The organism is Sporosarcina sp. P34 (assembly GCF_002743375.1).
Classification (GTDB): Bacteria; Bacillota; Bacilli; order Bacillales_A; family Planococcaceae; genus Sporosarcina.
The window spans coordinates 161,815-179,131 of the sequence record NZ_PDZC01000003.1 but is presented as its reverse complement, the minus strand read 5'-3'; the positions used below and the strand labels follow the sequence as shown (position 1 = coordinate 179,131).

The following is a 17,317-nucleotide window of genomic DNA, read 5'->3' as shown; positions in this document are numbered from 1 at the left end:
ATTACATTAACCCTTTGGCATTACCGGCCGAATCGACATCCATATTGAGCGCTGCTGGATTTTTTGGTAAGCCAGGCATAGTCATAATGTCGCCGGTCAGACAAACTAAGAAACCTGCTCCAAGTTTCGGTAAGATATTGCGAATTGTGATCAAAAAGTCTGTTGGACGTCCTAACTTTTTTGGATCATCGGAAAATGAGTACTGGGTCTTCGCCATACAAACCGGTAACAAATCCCAGCCATTCTTTTTGATTTCGGCTAAATCTTTCTTTGCCTGATCGGTAAATATAATGCCTGCGCCACCATATACTTTTTGAACAATCGCTGTGAGTTTTTCTTCTACGGTTTGCTCTACTTCATAAATCGGCGCGAAATTATTAGGCTCTTCCATCACTTTCAGAACTTCTCTCGCCAATGCTTCACCGCCCGCTCCGCCATCTTGCCACACATCAGTCAAAGCGACTTTTATATTATGATCCTGACACCATTTTAGTACTACTTGTAGTTCACTATTGGAGTCGCCAACAAAATGATTGAGTGCAACAATAGGTTCCACCCCGAACGACAGAATCGTTTCGACATGCTTTTCCAAGTTAACTACACCATTTTCTACTGCTTGACTATTCTCTACTTTTAAATCCTGTTTCGCCACTCCGCCGTGCATTTTGAGCGCACGAATTGTTGTGACAAGAACGACTGCATCCGGTTGGAATTTACCGATGCGCGCTTTAATATCCATAAATTTCTCCGCACCTAAATCTGATCCAAATCCTGCTTCTGTCACGACATAGTCAGCCAGATTACGCGCTGTATTCGTTGCAATTAAGGAGTTACACCCATGGGCAATATTTGCAAACGGTCCACCGTGAATGAAAGCTGGTGTGCCTTCGATCGTCTGAACGAGGTTAGGTTTGAATGCATCTTTTAGCAGAAGTGTCAACGCACCTTCTACACCTAAATCACGCACAGTCACGGCTTCTTTTTCATACGTATAGCCGATGACCATTTCGGACAAGCGCTCTTTTAAGTCTTGTAAGCTAGTCGCCAGACAGAATACGGCCATGATTTCGGATGCTACTGTAATATCAAAACCATCTTCACGTGGTACGCCTTGTGCTGGTCCACCCAAACCAATTGTCACATGGCGTAGCGCACGGTCATTCATATCCATGACGCGTTTCCATGTAATACGACGAGGATCAATCTCTAACGTATTGCCCTGATGCAAATGGTTATCAATCATAGCGCTCAACGCGTTATTAACCGTTGTAATGGCATGTAGATCTCCCGTAAAGTGCAAATTGATATCTTCCATAGGCAGAACTTGAGAGAAGCCGCCACCCGTTGCTCCACCTTTGATACCCATTACGGGTCCTAATGACGGTTCGCGCAATGCAATCATCGTTTTCTTACCTAAACGAGAAAGCGCATCACCAAGACCTACTGTTACTGTCGATTTTCCTTCTCCAGCCGGTGTTGGACTAGTTGCTGTTACGAGGACGATCTTCGCTTGTGAAGTTTTTTTTGGAATACGGTCTACATTGATTTTCGCTTTGTATTTACCATATAGCTCCAATGCATCAGAGGGAATTCCTGCTTTGTCTGCTATGACTTCAATTGGTTGCATAATTGCCTTTGAAGCGATTTCCAAGTCTGTCAGTGTCTTTACTTCTTTCGTCACTACTTCCACTGCCTTTCTATACCGGGTGTATGGTTTATTTTGAAATGGCTAAAACGATTTTACCGAATTGTACACTGTCATCCAGCCTAGTAAATGCCTCACTTGCTTTTTCAAGAGGAATCACTGAATCAATAACAGGATGGATTTGATGCTCTTCAACGAACGCTAACATATCGCGTAATTCTTCACGACTGCCCATCGTAGTGCCAAGTAACGAATACTGACCGTAAAAGAAATCACGTAAGTTCAGTTCGACGGTATCTTCTGTCGTTGCACCAAATACTACGATCCGACCACCTTTTTTTAGAATTTCGAGAGAACGATTGAATGTTGCCCTTCCTACACTCTCAATCACAAGATCCACACGTTCATCTTGTAGTTCTGTTGGCCAATCGCTATTCGTATCAATCGCCATATCCGCACCGATTTTCATTGCGTGATTTCTTTTTTCTTCACTTCTTGAGGACACGATGACACGCGCTCCCATTTTCTTTGCAAATTGAATCATATAGGTCGCGACTCCACTTCCTGCTCCAGGAATAAAGACGGTTTGCCCTTCTTCTATACGACCTCTCGTCACTAGTGCACGATAACCTGTAAGTCCAGCTAGCGCGATAACTGCAGATTCATTCCACGTGAGATGTGATGGCTTTTTCTCTAGCTGTTCTGAAGATATGCAAATCTTCTCTGCAAATGTGCCATGATCCGGCATACCTAAAATATCAAACTCCTCTGGAGGTGCATCGCTTTCTTCGAACCATCGAAGGGATGGATTAATAATGACTTCGTCTCCTACGTTCCAACCGGTTACACCTTCTCCGATTGATTCAATCGTGCCTGCGCCGTCTGATCCCATTACCAATGGTTCTTTAGCGTCACCACGTCGTTTGGGTATAGCAGTATCACGTCGATTAAGCCCTGCTGTTTTCAATGCAACAATTACTTCACCATTTCCAGCCGTGGGATCGGCGATATCTGTATAGTGCAGCTCACCATTTTCATGAACGAATGCTTTCAATTAACTCATCCTCCTTGGGTTTATCTACGCTTCTATCATAACGTATTTCATTCTATTTTCCTACATTTCACGCTATTTGATTATTCATTCTTTTGTAATATAGGAAATGGCTGACATAGAATCAGGTAGTGGATTTCTGTTTCGATTGGACGCTTCCATTTCCTCTTCCTGCTTATCTTATAAAAAAACGATGTCCCTCGAAGTATAGTTACTTTGAGGGACATCGTTCTATAGTGTGCGTCTTTTATATTTAGCTAGCTCGAGCAATTCTAGTACATCTTTCTTAGGAAGACGGATAGCCAACTCCATTAACTCTTTCTCAGCCGATCGACGTCCTTTCCCGCTTCGGTACTTCTCTTTATTCACTGCATCAATTTCTGCATATAGCTCATCAATTTCTGTTGGCCATTTACCAGAGGATTCGACATTCATCGTTTCACGAAGACGATCATAAAGTGATTCTACTGTATTACCTGTCGCTTTGAAATACGGAGTAAATGTTACCTCACCCATAATCAATTCATCGGTAGAAACAGAAAAACGCTCTGAAATTTTAGCGATCCATGCAGCGGATGGTGCGTTCTTACCGCGCTCCCAATCTTTAATTCGACTAGCTGATGTGCCAATTGCCGCTCCAAATGCCATCATCGATAGTCCTCGACGTTCTCTCAGTGCCTTTAAACGCAGTCCAAAATCATCCTTACTCCATTCGTTCAACGAAATACCCCCTGTATGACCTATAGTATAGTAATTTTATTATCAAAACAGTCTTTTTGTCAATTTATTTATTTATGAAACTTTTACTATAGCTAAAATGTCAGTGAAGCTAATGATACCGCTCAGTAGCCACTTCTTTGACGTGCGTAGTTTTCTCCATTTTTATCTATATATGCTTGAATAATTTGTTCTTCAGTAAAACCGAGCGTATTCGCAAGCGCTCCGTAGTTCACCCAGATTTTTTTATAATCTTCAAATGTTAATGAATCCAAGAATACATAAATCGATTGACCTGTTTGAATAAACTGCTGAGTCAAACTTTGATCTTTCGTATCACTTGCCGGCCATTCTGCTAATCCGTCAAAGTTTTTTTCAATTCCTAAAGATAATAAGAAATGAATAGAATCCACATACTCTTCTAAAATAACGCTATCGGCTGAAGGACCTTTCGTACTCCAGAATTTAAAACAACGCGTTTCGTTAGCCAACTCAGAAAGTTCGACTACTAATGCCAAACCTCTTTCAGTAAATGTTTCATTCGTTTGATGATTTTTTTGAATATATGTATCGAGCGCTCTTTGCATTTCAAATAGTTGATGTAATTTCAATTAAATTTCCTCCACCATTTTGCTAGTAAATGAAACCTTTTCCCATACTCATCCGTATAGTACAGTACTATATCGTTTGCAGGAGCTGATTTCATGATTGTATTGATCCGCGTCTTCATTATAGCATTGGTTATTTATTTGTTTTATGCCGGCATTCGCTATTTGACAGATGCTAAGCGAAAGCTGGATGAAGCGTATGAAAAAGAACAATATTATTTTTATGACGATGTGAAAAATATCCGTAAAAATTTCTTTATTACGTATAAAGGTGCGATGTTTGAAGGTGAGAAATATCTGGGCACCACGACTGATTCATTTGATGTAGTTTCCATTTTCATTTGGGTAAAAAATGAAGCGAAATTGCAAGGTATGACAAAAGAGGATTTTTATTTTCTCGAATCCGAAGTACGGACGAATTATCCCCATGCTGAGATCAATTGGAAGAACCCAATTGAACAATTAATGAAATCTTGATTGGATGGAAATAGCTAAGAAAAGCTATTTCCTTTTTTTATATCAAAATATAACGGTCGTTGGGAATTTCACACCATATATCGCTAGTAGCAACACGATGTCGATCATCATCAGAAGTAGAAATCCAATACGGAAATGGGTCTTTCTCGTTTTATGATGAAAGAATTGCATGCCAACGTACGCACCTACTCCACCACCAAGCAGTGCCAATAACCATAGATTACGTTCTGGCACCCGTTGCTTTTTCTTTTTAGCTTGCCTTTTATCGTACCCCATCGCCAAAAACGCCCAGAGTGACAGGATGACCATATAAATCAATAGAGTTTGTGCCATTTCAGCCATTCCTCCATACGAAAAAAATCCACCTTCATTTCCATATAAGAATGAAAACGAAAGTGGATTTTGGTTCATCTTATTTTGCTACAGATTTTTTTGCTGTCTCTGCAAGTTGTGCAAATGCTGATGCATCTGTCACTGCAAGTTCTGCAAGCATCTTACGGTTAACATCGATGCCAGCTACTTTCAAGCCGTGCATTAATGTGCTGTATGAAATACCATTCACACGAGCAGCCGCGTTGATACGTGTAATCCATAGTCTACGGAAATCACGTTTTTTGTTACGACGGTCACGGTAAGCATAGTTATAAGATTTCATTACCTGTTGGTTTGCTACCTTATAAAGTCTATGTTTTGAACCAAAATAACCTTTTGCTAATTTCAATACCTTTTTATGACGCTTGCGCGTTACTGTTCCACCTTTTACGCGTGGCATAGTGCATTACCTCCTGCTTATCCTTTAAGTGTGTGTTCGGTCTTACTTCATGTATGTGAGCATTTCGCGAATACGCTTGTAATCGCCTGAAGAAACTAGTGAAGACTTACGTAAGTGACGCTTAGCCTTCGTAGATTTGTTAGCAAATAGGTGACTTGTGTAAGCACGGCCACGTTTTAATTTACCAGTTCCAGTTCTTTTGAAACGTTTCGCGGAACCGCGGTGAGTTTTCATTTTTGGCATGTTCTGTTCCTCCTAAATTGTTCGTGTTACTGTTTTTCGGCAAGCGGGGCAAGTATTAAGAACATGCTCCGACCTTCCATTTTTGGTTTAACTTCAACAGTTGCAACATCTTTGCAAGATTCTGCAAAGCGATCAAGAACTCGTTGGCCAATTTCTTTGTGCGTAATTGCACGGCCGCGGAAACGAATCGAAGCTTTTACCTTATCCCCATTTTCCAGGAACTTGATTCCGTTACGAAGTTTCGTTTGGAAATCATGCTCATCGATTGTAGGGCTAAGTCGAACTTCTTTCACGTTGATGATCTTTTGATTCTTACGTACTTCACGCTCTTTCTTTTGCTGTTCGAACTTGAACTTTCCATGGTCCATAACACGAGCTACTGGGGGCTTCGCTTGTGGAGCAACAAGAACTAGGTCCAGGTTTGCTTGAGCAGCAATTTCTAAAGCTTCATTACGTGTTTTGATACCGAGTTGTTCGCCGTTGTGATCGATTAATCGCAACTCACGTGCTCTGATACCATCATTTACGTACATGTCTTTGCTAATAGTAATCCACCTCCGAATATTGTCTCGTGAATACATGTTTTGGTATATCGGAAACTCCGATTTCAAAGTCCCATAGGTCTATTCATTTTACAAAATAAAAAAAGTAGACAAATATGATTTGTCTACCCGCGTAAGTATACTATGTTAGTACACATAGATATAAACTTATTGTGCTAACCTGGCAACAACTTCATTGCGTCGAACAGGTGAGAAGCGGGTAGCCTCTTCTTATACCACAAACTGTATTCAGTTAACCTTAGTAATAATATCATCTTTAGTATCTAGTGTCAACAACTCTGCATATCCCATTATCGGTTGCACAAGTTATGTTTGAATTAATTCAACTTTTTAAGTATAGCGCGTTATGGAAACTTTTGCAACTACTATTTTTACTATTTTAGAAAAGTTGAAAGACAAATAACTTAACATCCACTTCGGTGTCTGCGGCTGGCTCTTGTATGTATTGCCAACCGCTTGTCAGACACCTTCGTTTAGTTAGTGGGAATACTGAACGTAATTAGTTACAGTTCAATAAAGTCGTTGATCGAACAGAACGCGTAAACTTTCGACCGATTTGTTTAGCACGTGCTCAAGAAAAACGTCTAATCGAAACAACAATCTGCAATGCCTTGTCTTTATTCAATCTATCGACTTCATCTTGATCCTTAATCCTTCTTCACATCTTCTTTGAGTAACGCAAGGAACGCGTCGAATGACATGCTTTCAGATTTCTGTTCGCCATATTTACGAACATTCACTTCGCCAGCTTCCATTTCACGGTCACCTAGTACAAGCATGTACGGAACCTTTTGTACTTGTGCTTCACGGATTTTATAACCAATCTTTTCGTCACGGCTGTCCACGTCTACTCGGAACCCTGCCAATGCTAATTTCTCTTTGATTTCCTCTGCATAATCAAAGTGAACGTCAGGTGACACCGGAATAAGTTCTACTTGAATCGGTGCTAACCACGTCGGGAAAGCTCCTTTGTATTCTTCAATTAAGAAGGCAACAAAACGTTCCATCGTTGACACAACACCTCTGTGAATGACAACTGGGCGATGTTGCTTACCATCTTCACCGATATACGTTAGGTCGAAGCGCTCAGGTAATAGGAAGTCAAGTTGTGCAGTGGAAAGAGTTTCTTCCATTCCAATTGCTGTTTTTACTTGTACATCCAATTTTGGACCGTAGAATGCTGCCTCGCCTTCTTCTTCTGTATACGGAAGCTCCATCTCATCCATCGCTTCTTTTAACATAGTTTGTGCACGTTCCCACATTTCATCGTCATCAAAGTATTTCGTTGTATCTTCAGGATCACGATATGATAAACGGAATGAATAATCTTTAATATTAAAGTCTTTATATACTTCAATGATCAACTTAACGACACGTTTAAACTCTTCTTTAATCTGATCAGGACGCACGAAGATATGGGCATCATTCAATGTCATTCCACGAACACGTTGAAGTCCTGAAAGTGCACCGGACATTTCATAACGGTGCATCGTGCCGAGTTCTGCCAAACGAAGTGGCAAGTTACGATACGAATGAATGCCATTTTTATAAATCATCATGTGGTGAGGACAGTTCATTGGACGTAAAACGAGATCTTCGTTGTCCATGCTCATCGTTGGGAACATGCCATCTTGATAGTGATCCCAGTGCCCTGAAGTTTTATAGAGTTCTACACTTCCAAGTACCGGAGTATACACGTGCTGATAGCCTAGTCTTTCTTCTTTATCAACAATATAACGTTCTACTACGCGGCGAATTGTAGCGCCTTTAGGCAACCATAGTGGAAGACCTTGTCCAACTTTTTGTGAATTCGTGAAGAGATTCAATTCTTTACCGATTTTACGGTGATCCCGTTCTTTTGCTTCTTCAAGCATGCGCAAGTGTTCTTTTAGCTCATCTTTTTTGAAGAAAGCTGTTCCGTATATACGTTGAAGCATTTTGTTATCAGAGTTCCCTCTCCAATAAGCGCCTGCAATGCTTAACAATTTAAATTCTTTTAGTTTACCTGTAGATGGGACGTGGATACCACGACATAAGTCGAAAAATTCACCTTGTTCATAGATGGATACTTGTTGATCTTCAGGAATCGCTTCAAGAAGTTCCAATTTGTATTCATCGTCAATTTCTTTGAAACGTTTTTCGGCTTCAGCACGGGATACATCGTGACGAATGATCGGCAAGTTTTCGCCAATAATGCGTTTCATTTCCTTTTCCAATTCAGGTAAATCCTCTGCTGTGATCGGTGTAGGCGAATCGATATCATAATAGAAGCCATTTTCGATAGTAGGTCCAATTCCTAGTTTCGCATCCGGGAATTTGCGTTTGACGGCTTGTGCCAAAAGGTGAGCCGTACTATGGCGCAGAATTTCCAATGCTTCATCTGACGTTGGAGTAATGATACTAATATCTCCATCCGTATGAATTGGTGATTTCAAATCGATTAGCTGATCCCCAATTTTCCCCGCCAATGCGCTCTTACGCAATCCGGGACTGATGGAGCCCGCAATTTCTTCTGTTGTTACGCCATCCTCAAATTCTTTTACTGCACCATCTGGAAATGTTAAATGAATATTTTCTGGCATGTGTATGACTCCCTTTCTTTTTTTGAACGCAAAAAAGCCTCATCCCTAAAGGGACGAGGCTTGAGCTCGTGGTTCCACCCTTCTTCCTTCTATTCGCAAAAACGCGAAAAGACCGAAGCTTTCGATCGGCTAACGGGCCGTTACCGTCACCAGCTACTACATTTCACTGATGCTGCTCTGAGGTGGTAAATTTATCTTCTGCCTACAAGGGTTTCAGCCATGCCCCTGTTCTCTGGAAAGGTGAATAATAAATCATTGTCCTCTTCGATGCATTTTAACATGTTATGAATGTTGAACTGTGTAATAGTATAGAAAAGTTTGAGCATAATTGCAAGTGTAATTTATTCATTCTTGCAACAAAGCAAGATTATGAAGAAAGATTAATCCCGCCAGTTTTCCCCACCCAGTTTGAATGGTTGGCTAACCATACGGATCCTCTCCATAATTCGTGCAGCTTTAATAGGTTCTTTTTCCCCGCGCTGACTCGTTGTAAGGTGATGTTCCAATTCATTATAATCAAAATTGGATGTGAAGAATACAGGTAGTTTTTCCGCCATACGGTACTGTAGAATCGTGCCTAGCACTTCATCGCGTGTCCACGTTGACATTGTTTCTGCCCCAATATCATCCAGCATCAAGACAGGAGCCCTTTTTACAAACTCTATTTTTTCGTCTAATGTTTGGTTTTGGATAGATTGCTTCATTTCACGCAGGAACTCTGGTACATATACGACAACGGTCTGTATACGTCTAGTTGCCAATTCATTCGCCAACGCGCCTAAAATAAATGATTTTCCAATACCGAAGTTACCGAATAAATAGAAGCCTCTTTCGGGGACCTTACCAGTAGACTCAATTTGATTCAGGAAGTCTTTAGCCGCGCGCATTACGATCACGCGACTGTCTTCTGAGAGGAAGTTCACATCAGATAGGCGTGCTTCCATCACTTCTTTAGGCATGTACATACTGTTTACCATTTTCGAGATGTTTCTACGTTCATCTGCCAATTGCTTAGTAGGACAGACTACGTAATCAATATCAATCAGGCGCTGTGCGATGACTAGTTTCGGCTCAAAGCCTTTCATGACATTGATACACCCTTCAAGATTCGGACAGCGCTCACATGCGTGTGAAGCCGATGTAAATTCATATAACTTACCAAGACTGCGGTTGACCACTTCTGTATTGACTTCATCGGAATGATCGCTAATAAATTTTTGTACAGCCGGGTCTTCCATCACTTCTGTTCGAAGCTCGTCGTATTTCTGGGCTAACGAAGGAGCATTTACTACGCGTTTCATCGCATCTCCAATTCGTTCCATATTATTTCACCTCTGATTCTTGAATCCCCAATTCTTTCAATAACTTCTGGCGTTCTTCCTCTACATTGAAGTCATCAGGTTTTTCGGATTTCTTGTTCTTTTTATCGCGCTTTGAAAACCATTCTGGAACTTTTTCTTCCCTGGTTGGCTTTCGGCTTCTAGGCGTCGATTGCTTACCTTCTTTAAGCCATTTCATGTATTGATCATGTTCTTCTCTTGATAACTTCAAAGCCGTTTTCGCATCATTTACTTGTTTATTCGCCCAATGGGAAGCAATGCGTTCCACAAAACTACTAGTGATTTTTCCATCATTACGTAGCATTACATATTGTAGCAAGACATTGACGACACCTACCGGGAATTTATGCAGATTGATTAATCGTTCAGCTAATTGAATATCTACAAGAAATGGTTCTTTTTTGCTTACTTTACGTAACATCTCTTTTGGTGGTGTATGTTCCAAATAGAATAGTAATTCTTCGTCACGGCTCATATTCTCTTTTGGTACTTCATCGATGATCGGTTGTGTAAACACCGACTGTAATTTTGGTGGTTGCTTGGACGTATTCATCTTATAAAACTCCGCAGCCGCCTTTCGGACTTTTTCTTCTGTCAGCTGGTGATTTTCATCCATTGCAATCATTACGACCTTTTGCATATCAAGTGGACTGAGTGAATACAAGAAAGCCAGCATCGCAATCATTTCCTGAGAAATAGTGCGCAACGAAGCTTTAGGGATCATTTGATCGGATAGTCCGTTATAAAATAAATCGAAATTAAAATTCAAAACGTAAAACGGTATACCAGGCGGTTCACTTTTTCCTTGAAATTCCATGCCGGCAGTCAATTCCATCGCTTGATCGCCTCTTGCAGGTGTATAGACATCTAAAAATGTCCGTGATATATCCTGATACTCCTCTTTCGCAATAGGCTCCTCTAAAAACCGACTACGCAACTGACGATAAGGTTGCTCTCCGATTTTACTGAACAAAAACGTTGATAGAAGCGGATCATTGAAGAAAGAAGGTGCATCGAGCGGCGGTAATAGTTCGTAGAGGAAAGACCGCTTATCTATTTCTTGTTTTTTCTTATACGTACGTAATAAACCAATAGCTTCTAATGAAATTCTCGCTTCAAAAATGGTTTGAAGTGGGAAAGAAGACATATTCATCAAATAATAGTGGCTATGTTCTTGTGGTTCTCTGCTTTCCGCATCTGTCCACAGTGTCATAAACAGACTGACCGCTTCGGGACCGATCAGTGGCTGATAAAATAGCGTTAGCATCTGCCGATCATATGCAGAAAAAGGATGTGCTAACTTTACTTCGAAGGAATCGACAGGCTGCAACTCTGTATAAAGCATATTAACAATCGCCTCCCCTTCTAGATTACAACTTACTCTTGTTCATCTTTCCTGTTTTGCAATTGTTGCAACTCGTCTATGAAGATTGTGATGTCTTTGTAGTGGCGGTAGACAGATGCAAATCGTACATAGGCAACTTCATCCACATCCACTAATCGTTCCATCACCATTTCTCCTACCTGTTCGGAATCTATTTCGACATTTCCTGAGCTTCTTAGTTCTTTTTCGATAGATGCCACGATATCTTTTAATTTCTCGATTGGTACCGCGCGTTTTTCACAAGCGCGAATTAATCCTCTCAGCAACTTTTCACTGCTGAATTCTTCTCGCGTCTTATCTTTCTTTACGACAACTAACGGAGAATGCTCCACTTTTTCAAATGTCGTGAAACGAAAACTGCATTTTTCGCATTCACGTCTTCGTCGAATGGAGCGATTTTCTTCCGCGGGCCGTGAATCAATTACACGTGTTCCATTGTAGTGACAAGCTGGACATAACATAGTTAGTTCCTCCGCATATTCATTAGTACTTTTCATTATAACAGAAACTATCCATACAACAACAAACGGACATAGAAAAGCACTTCATCCTATAAGATGAAGTGCCGATTCATTCATTAAGAAGTTACTTTGTCAGTTAATGCAGAAGCGACTTTTTTCGCCAATTGCACAACACGTGCTGAATAACCCCATTCATTATCATACCATGCAAGCACTTTGATTTTACGATCGCCCATGACGATAGTAGAAAGTCCATCAAGTGTTGCAGATTCTGTTGTCGTATTGAAGTCGATCGATACAAGTGGTTCTGTAGTAAAGCGAAGAATGCCTTTCATCGGGCCTTCTGCAGCTTTACGGAACGCATTGTTCACTTCTTCAACCGTCACATCTTTTTCTACATCCACCACCAAGTCCACAAGGGATACGTTTGGTGTTGGGATACGCAATGCTAGACCATGAATCTTCCCTTCAAGTTCAGGGAGTACAAGTGATAAAGCTTTTGCAGCACCTGTTGAAGTAGGAATGATGGACTCTCCGCAAGAACGCGCGCGACGCAAATCTTTATGTGGGTTGTCTAGGTTCTTCTGATCATTCGTATAGGCATGTACTGTTGTCATTAAGCCGTTTACAATACCGAATTCATCATTCAATACTTTTGCAACAGGCGCTAAACAATTTGTTGTACAACTAGCATTAGAAATTACACTGTGTTGGTTGACGTCTAATTTGTCGTCATTTACTCCGATTACGACTGTTACGTCTTCATTTGTACCTGGAGCTGTTAAAATTACTTTCTTTGCTCCGGATTCCAAATGAAGTGCTGCTTTCTCACGGGAGTTAAATACGCCTGTTGATTCTATAACAATATCTACACCTAGTTCTTTCCAAGGTAATTTCGAAGGGTCACGCTCAGAGATTAATTGTACACGTTTGCCATCGACAATTATTGCGTTTTCTTCTGCTACGATTTCACCATCGAAAACTCCGTGTGTTGAGTCATATTTCAAGAGATGTGCAATTGTTTCAGCGGGATATGTCGCATTGACAGCAACAAGATTAACATCGTCTTCTTTGATAATCTGACGGAATACCATCCGTCCAATACGGCCAAGTCCGTTAATTGCAATATTTGTAGTCATTAAAAGGATCCTCCTGCATGTATGTTATACTTTATATCTTTTATCGTTCATTAGTATAACATATTTTATCCTTATGCCAACACTATTACACATTAAATTCACAAATTAATTCCCAACAGCCATTATCTTGGCACAGCTTGCCAATTTTCGAGGATTGCATCCAACTGTTTTTCGGTTTCATCTAGTGTCTCGTTATTGTAAATAACTGCGTCAGCACCTTGTTCTTTGCTATCCATATCCAACTGTGATGCGATTCTGGCATCCGATTCTGCTTCTGTCCATTCGTTGCGAGCCATCAGTCTCTGCTTTTGAATTTGCTTCGTGACCGAAACGACGATAATCTTTTCTACATAATCCTGAAGGTTACTTTCAAAAAGTAACGGGATGTCCATAATGACGGTTTGATAGCCTTGAGTTAAATAGTCTTCTTTCTGATTGATCATTCGCCCCCTGATTGCAGGATGCATTAATTCATTTAACTGTTGCCGTTTCACTTGATCACCAAAAATTATAGCCCCGAGCTGTTCACGATTTAATGTGCCATCTTCGCGTAACACTTCTTTACCGAAAGTCTGTTGAATTTTATCCAGCAATGGGCTACCTGGCTCAACTACTTCTCTCGCGATGACATCCGCATCGACAATAGGGTAACCTTTTTCACGCAACATATTGGCTACAGTACTTTTCCCGCTTGCAATACTTCCCGTCAATCCGATAATCACGTTCTTCACTCCTTATTTTTGGCATGCTGGACAATAGACAGAGGTTCTGCCCGCAATCTGTTTACTTTTTGTCGGTGTGTCGCATGCTACACATGTTTTTTTACCGTACATATGCAGTCGATCTTGCATCGTTCCCGCATTGCCGTTAACTGAACGATAATCGGATATGGTACTGCCCCCCGCGTCGATACTTTCTTGTAAAACGCGTACAATCTCTTCAAACAATAGGATTTTACGCTTCCTGCTAATCCGTTCCGCTGTACGACCCGGATGAATTTTCATATGAAACAGTGCTTCTGTAGCGTAAATATTGCCGCATCCCGAAATCACTTTTCCATCCATGATTACTTCTTTAATCGGTTTTCTTTTATATTTCGGAGTTTCTGCCATCGATAAAAAATGGTCCAGCGCTTCTTCTGAAAAAGGTTCAGGTGCCATCTCTAACAAAGGAGGGAAATCTTCTTCCGTCTGCAGTAGACGCATTTCGCCGAATCTTCGTATATCCGAGTAGACTAGTAATCCACCATCTTCCATTTCCAAAAAGACATGTGCATGTTTCCGAAATTTGTCTTCTGTAATTTCATCAAGAGCGTTCACGACAAACCATGCACCCGTCATGCCAAGATGGCTGACGAGCAAGTATGGTTGGTTTTCCTTCACTAAATGAAAATAAATATATTTACTGCGACGCACAATTTTCTCAATTTGCATGTGCTCCATGCCGTAAAGAAAGTCGTCTACAGATTTACCTTTTATAATCGTTTCTTTTCCAGCTGTTTTAGAAATGACTACGGTATCCGATACAGAAAGTCGCTTAACCTTCCGCCCTTCCACGAGCGGTGCGAGATCGCGCACCACTCCTTCTACTTCCGGTAGTTCTGGCATGTATATCACTCACTTTGTTTCGTACCAAGACTTGCCATAATTCCAATCGACCTTCAACGGAACGTCGAGTTGAATGGTTTGTTCCATCACTTCCGGTACGATTTCTTTTAATTTCTCTAGCTCTTCCAGCGGCGCTTCAAATATCAATTCATCATGCACTTGCAGTAACATACGCGCTTGCATATTTTCTTTTTCAAGTCTAGCATCCATATCGATCATCGCTTGTTTAATGATGTCTGCTGCCGTTCCTTGAATTGGTGTATTCATCGCTGTACGCTCCGCAAAACCTCGCAAGTTGAAATTCGAACTCGTGATATCCGGTAAATAACGTCTACGTTTCAATAGTGTTGTCACATAGCCTTTTAACTTAGCGTCGGTAATACTATCATCCATATACTGTTTGACGCCTGGGAAGCTTGCTAAATACGTATCGATGAATGTGCCTGCTTCTTTACGGGTAATATTTAAACTTTGTGATAATCCATAATCACTGATGCCATAGACGATACCAAAGTTGACAGCTTTTGCTGCGCGACGCATATTGCTATCGACGTCCTCTTCTTTCACACCAAAAACGTCCATTGCAGTTTTCGTATGAATATCTGCGCCTTCGCGGAACGCTTCAATTAATTTTTCATCTTGTGAAATATGTGCAAGCACACGCAATTCAATTTGTGAATAGTCAGCCGCAAACATAATCCAATCTGTTTCAGATGGAATGAAAGCTGCACGTATTTTGCGCCCTTCTTCCAAACGAATCGGGATATTTTGCAAGTTCGGATTGATCGAGCTCAATCTCCCTGTCTGTGTTAAGGCCTGCTGGAATCGTGTATGAATCTTTCCATCTTCGTGAATTTCTTTTGTGAGGCCTTCAATATAAGTTGAATTTAATTTACCAAGCTGCCTGTATAGTAAAATATGTTGAATGATTTCATGTTCACTTTCGAGCTTCTCTAGCACGTCCGCAGCTGTCGAGTAACCCGTCTTCGTTTTTTTGATCGGAGTCAATCCGATTTTTTCAAATAAAATGACACCGAGCTGTTTAGGCGAATTAATATTGAATTTCTCGCCAGCCATTTCATAAATCGTCTTTTCAATTACCGCTAGACGTTCCGATAACTGCTCACCAATCATCTTCAGCACATCTACGTCTGTTTTCACACCGGTTACTTCCATTTTCCCAAGTATTTTTGCTAACGGTAATTCGAGGTCATGGAACAAGTCTTGCTGTTCATTGTCTTCCAACTGTTTTGTGACAACTGGATACAGTTCCCACACCGCATGTGCTTTTCTCGCGGTATGGTTGGCAAGTTGTTCAGATGCCGGTACAGTTCGTTTGGCCCCTTTCCCGTAGACGACTTCATCATTTTCTACACCATGGTAGCCGAATGAACGTGCGATTTCGGAGACTTCATTCGTTGAGAATGAAGGATTGACAATGTATGCCGCTAGCATGAGATCGAATTCTGCGCCGTTCAGCTCCATGCCAAGGCGCGCAATCGCTGCATAGGCTGATTTAGAATCGGAAACGAATTTACGTGTTGTCTGGTCTGCAATCCAGTTTTTAAAGAGATCCGATGTAGTCGCTAATTCAGTAGAAATGAAATACGCATCAGTGTTATTCGAAAGTCCGATACCTAAAATATCTTGAGATAAATAATTATCACCGTCAATCTCGACATGCAGAGACATCGTATCCGTCAGCATTTCTGAAGTAATCTCTTCCACCATGCGGACATTGATTTCTTCTAGTGGTTGCACCTCGATAGATACATCCATCTTTTCAAGCAATGATTTAAATTGCAATTCTTTATATAGTTGTATAACTTCTTCTTCGTTTCGTCCGACAAAGTCCATATCATTTAATGACACAGTAATCGGTGCGTGTACGTCAATCGTCGCAAGTTCTTTACTCATGAACGCTTGATCTTTATTATTCACGAGGTTTTCTTTCATTTTCTTTGCGGTAATTTGCTCTATCGATTCATAGACTTTTTCTACAGAACCGTATTCCTTCAATAATTTGATGGCAGTTTTTTCACCGATCCCAGGTACGCCTGGGATATTGTCGGACGCATCGCCCATCAATCCTTTCATATCGATGATCTGCAATGGCGCAAGACCATATTTTTCTTCGATATGTGCAGGCGTGTATTTTTCAAGATCGGTAATGCCTTTTCTTGTAATGCATACCGTCGTCTGATCATTCGCCAGTTGCGTTAAATCTTTATCTCCAGAAATGATGACGACTTCCGCTTCTGCATCACTGCATTCTCTGCTCAATGTTCCGATAATGTCGTCCGCTTCATATAGATCAAGTTCATACTGCATGATGCCGAATGCTTCAATTAGTTTACGGATATACGGGAACTGTTCTGAAAGCTCTGGTGGTGTTTTTTGCCGTCCGCCTTTGTATTCTGTAAACGTACTGTGACGGAATGTAGTTTTCCCTGCATCCCACGCAACGATCACATGCGTCGGTTTTTCATTCGCTAAGATGGTCTCTAACATCATAGTAAAACCATATACCGCGTTTGTATGAAACCCTTTTTCATTCGTTAATAACGGTAAAGCGAAAAACGCACGATAGGCTAAGCTGTTTCCATCCAATAAGACGACTTTCTTTTTCGTCAAAATCCATCCCACTCCTTTATAATCGTTATATAAAAAAACGTCATTTTCATTTAGTTTACCACGTTTGGCAACTTGAATGAAAATGACGCACTTA

General features: G+C 40.9%; 17 protein-coding genes and 2 other annotated features. Of the genes, 1 reads left to right on the top strand and 16 read right to left on the bottom strand.

Annotated elements, in window-relative coordinates:
• Position 1: 1 nt before the first annotated feature.
• From CSV63_RS06915 to CSV63_RS06900, 4 genes are all read right to left on the bottom strand, one after another.
• Entirely contained in the window at positions 2–1,627 is a 1,626-nt protein-coding gene (locus CSV63_RS06915) for a formate--tetrahydrofolate ligase (RefSeq protein ID WP_233191991.1), read from the bottom strand.
• 88 nt (positions 1,628–1,715) lie between these two features.
• A complete protein-coding gene (locus CSV63_RS06910; RefSeq protein WP_099695173.1) occupies positions 1,716–2,699 on the bottom strand; it encodes a zinc-binding dehydrogenase in 984 nt (327 codons plus the stop codon).
• Positions 2,700–2,927: 228 nt separating this feature from the next.
• Positions 2,928–3,416 (bottom strand): helix-turn-helix domain-containing protein, encoded by a 489-nt coding sequence (locus CSV63_RS06905; protein WP_051210452.1) that lies wholly within the window; start codon positions 3,414–3,416, stop codon positions 2,928–2,930.
• A 122-nt stretch (positions 3,417–3,538) separates the two neighbouring features.
• Positions 3,539–4,024 (bottom strand): dUTP diphosphatase, encoded by a 486-nt coding sequence (locus tag CSV63_RS06900; RefSeq protein WP_099695172.1) that lies wholly within the window; start codon positions 4,022–4,024, stop codon positions 3,539–3,541.
• 93 nt (positions 4,025–4,117) lie between these two features.
• Here CSV63_RS06900 and CSV63_RS06895 point away from each other — a divergent pair, with 93 nt between their 5' ends.
• Positions 4,118–4,498 (top strand): sigma-w pathway protein ysdB, encoded by a 381-nt coding sequence (locus tag CSV63_RS06895; protein ID WP_099695171.1) that lies wholly within the window; start codon positions 4,118–4,120, stop codon positions 4,496–4,498.
• 42 nt (positions 4,499–4,540) lie between these two features.
• Here CSV63_RS06895 and CSV63_RS06890 read toward each other — a convergent pair whose 3' ends face one another.
• From CSV63_RS06890 to polA, 12 genes are all read right to left on the bottom strand, one after another.
• On the bottom strand, positions 4,541–4,831 hold the full coding sequence (locus tag CSV63_RS06890; RefSeq protein WP_099695170.1) for a DUF1294 domain-containing protein: 291 nt from the start codon (positions 4,829–4,831) through the stop codon (positions 4,541–4,543).
• Between the two features lie 79 nt (positions 4,832–4,910).
• A complete protein-coding gene (gene rplT, locus CSV63_RS06885; protein ID WP_085131190.1) occupies positions 4,911–5,270 on the bottom strand; it encodes a 50S ribosomal protein L20 in 360 nt (119 codons plus the stop codon).
• A 42-nt stretch (positions 5,271–5,312) separates the two neighbouring features.
• Positions 5,313–5,513 (bottom strand): 50S ribosomal protein L35, encoded by a 201-nt coding sequence (gene rpmI / locus CSV63_RS06880; RefSeq protein WP_099629674.1) that lies wholly within the window; start codon positions 5,511–5,513, stop codon positions 5,313–5,315.
• A 26-nt stretch (positions 5,514–5,539) separates the two neighbouring features.
• Positions 5,540–6,046, bottom strand: coding sequence for a translation initiation factor IF-3 (infC, locus tag CSV63_RS06875; RefSeq protein WP_143565386.1), 507 nt, complete (start codon positions 6,044–6,046; stop codon positions 5,540–5,542).
• Between the two features lie 101 nt (positions 6,047–6,147).
• Positions 6,148–6,294: a sequence feature (ribosomal protein L20 leader region), on the bottom strand.
• A gap of 429 nt (positions 6,295–6,723) precedes the next feature.
• Positions 6,724–8,658, bottom strand: a complete 1,935-nt coding sequence (gene thrS, locus CSV63_RS06870) for a threonine--tRNA ligase (RefSeq protein ID WP_099695168.1) — start codon at positions 8,656–8,658, stop codon at positions 6,724–6,726.
• 46 nt (positions 8,659–8,704) lie between these two features.
• Positions 8,705–8,935 (bottom strand) — a binding site (T-box leader).
• 103 nt (positions 8,936–9,038) lie between these two features.
• A complete protein-coding gene (gene dnaI, locus CSV63_RS06865; RefSeq protein WP_099629671.1) occupies positions 9,039–9,980 on the bottom strand; it encodes a primosomal protein DnaI in 942 nt (313 codons plus the stop codon).
• Between the two features lies 1 nt (position 9,981).
• Positions 9,982–11,343, bottom strand: coding sequence for a replication initiation and membrane attachment family protein (locus CSV63_RS06860; RefSeq protein WP_099695167.1), 1,362 nt, complete (start codon positions 11,341–11,343; stop codon positions 9,982–9,984).
• A 32-nt stretch (positions 11,344–11,375) separates the two neighbouring features.
• Positions 11,376–11,843: a transcriptional regulator NrdR gene (gene nrdR, locus CSV63_RS06855; protein ID WP_099695166.1), complete on the bottom strand. Its 468-nt coding sequence runs from the start codon at positions 11,841–11,843 to the stop codon at positions 11,376–11,378.
• 116 nt (positions 11,844–11,959) lie between these two features.
• Positions 11,960–12,982, bottom strand: coding sequence for a glyceraldehyde-3-phosphate dehydrogenase (locus tag CSV63_RS06850; protein ID WP_099695165.1), 1,023 nt, complete (start codon positions 12,980–12,982; stop codon positions 11,960–11,962).
• 122 nt (positions 12,983–13,104) lie between these two features.
• Positions 13,105–13,704: a dephospho-CoA kinase gene (coaE, locus tag CSV63_RS06845; protein WP_099695164.1), complete on the bottom strand. Its 600-nt coding sequence runs from the start codon at positions 13,702–13,704 to the stop codon at positions 13,105–13,107.
• Between the two features lie 12 nt (positions 13,705–13,716).
• A complete protein-coding gene (gene mutM / locus CSV63_RS06840; RefSeq protein ID WP_099695163.1) occupies positions 13,717–14,589 on the bottom strand; it encodes a bifunctional DNA-formamidopyrimidine glycosylase/DNA-(apurinic or apyrimidinic site) lyase in 873 nt (290 codons plus the stop codon).
• 9 nt (positions 14,590–14,598) lie between these two features.
• Positions 14,599–17,223, bottom strand: a complete 2,625-nt coding sequence (gene polA / locus CSV63_RS06835) for a DNA polymerase I (RefSeq protein WP_099695162.1) — start codon at positions 17,221–17,223, stop codon at positions 14,599–14,601.
• Positions 17,224–17,317: the final 94 nt, after the last annotated feature.

Bases quoted from the DNA above. Each gene is read 5' to 3' on its own strand.
- rpmI (WP_099629674.1), bottom strand. From the start codon at position 5,513: ATGCCAAAAATGAAAACTCACCGCGGTTCCGCGAAACGTTTCAAAAGA.
- CSV63_RS06890 (WP_099695170.1), bottom strand. From the start codon at position 4,831: ATGGCACAAACTCTATTGATTTATATGGTCATCCTGTCACTCTGGGCG.
- CSV63_RS06915 (WP_233191991.1), bottom strand. From the start codon at position 1,627: ATGCAACCAATTGAAGTCATAGCAGACAAAGCAGGAATTCCCTCTGAT.
- mutM (WP_099695163.1), bottom strand. From the start codon at position 14,589: ATGCCAGAACTACCGGAAGTAGAAGGAGTGGTGCGCGATCTCGCACCG.
- nrdR (WP_099695166.1), bottom strand. From the start codon at position 11,843: ATGTTATGTCCAGCTTGTCACTACAATGGAACACGTGTAATTGATTCA.
- CSV63_RS06895 (WP_099695171.1), top strand. From the start codon at position 4,118: ATGATTGTATTGATCCGCGTCTTCATTATAGCATTGGTTATTTATTTG.
- dnaI (WP_099629671.1), bottom strand. From the start codon at position 9,980: ATGGAACGAATTGGAGATGCGATGAAACGCGTAGTAAATGCTCCTTCG.
- CSV63_RS06850 (WP_099695165.1), bottom strand. From the start codon at position 12,982: ATGACTACAAATATTGCAATTAACGGACTTGGCCGTATTGGACGGATG.
- infC (WP_143565386.1), bottom strand. From the start codon at position 6,046: ATGTACGTAAATGATGGTATCAGAGCACGTGAGTTGCGATTAATCGAT.
- rplT (WP_085131190.1), bottom strand. From the start codon at position 5,270: ATGCCACGCGTAAAAGGTGGAACAGTAACGCGCAAGCGTCATAAAAAG.
- thrS (WP_099695168.1), bottom strand. From the start codon at position 8,658: ATGCCAGAAAATATTCATTTAACATTTCCAGATGGTGCAGTAAAAGAA.
- CSV63_RS06860 (WP_099695167.1), bottom strand. From the start codon at position 11,343: ATGCTTTATACAGAGTTGCAGCCTGTCGATTCCTTCGAAGTAAAGTTA.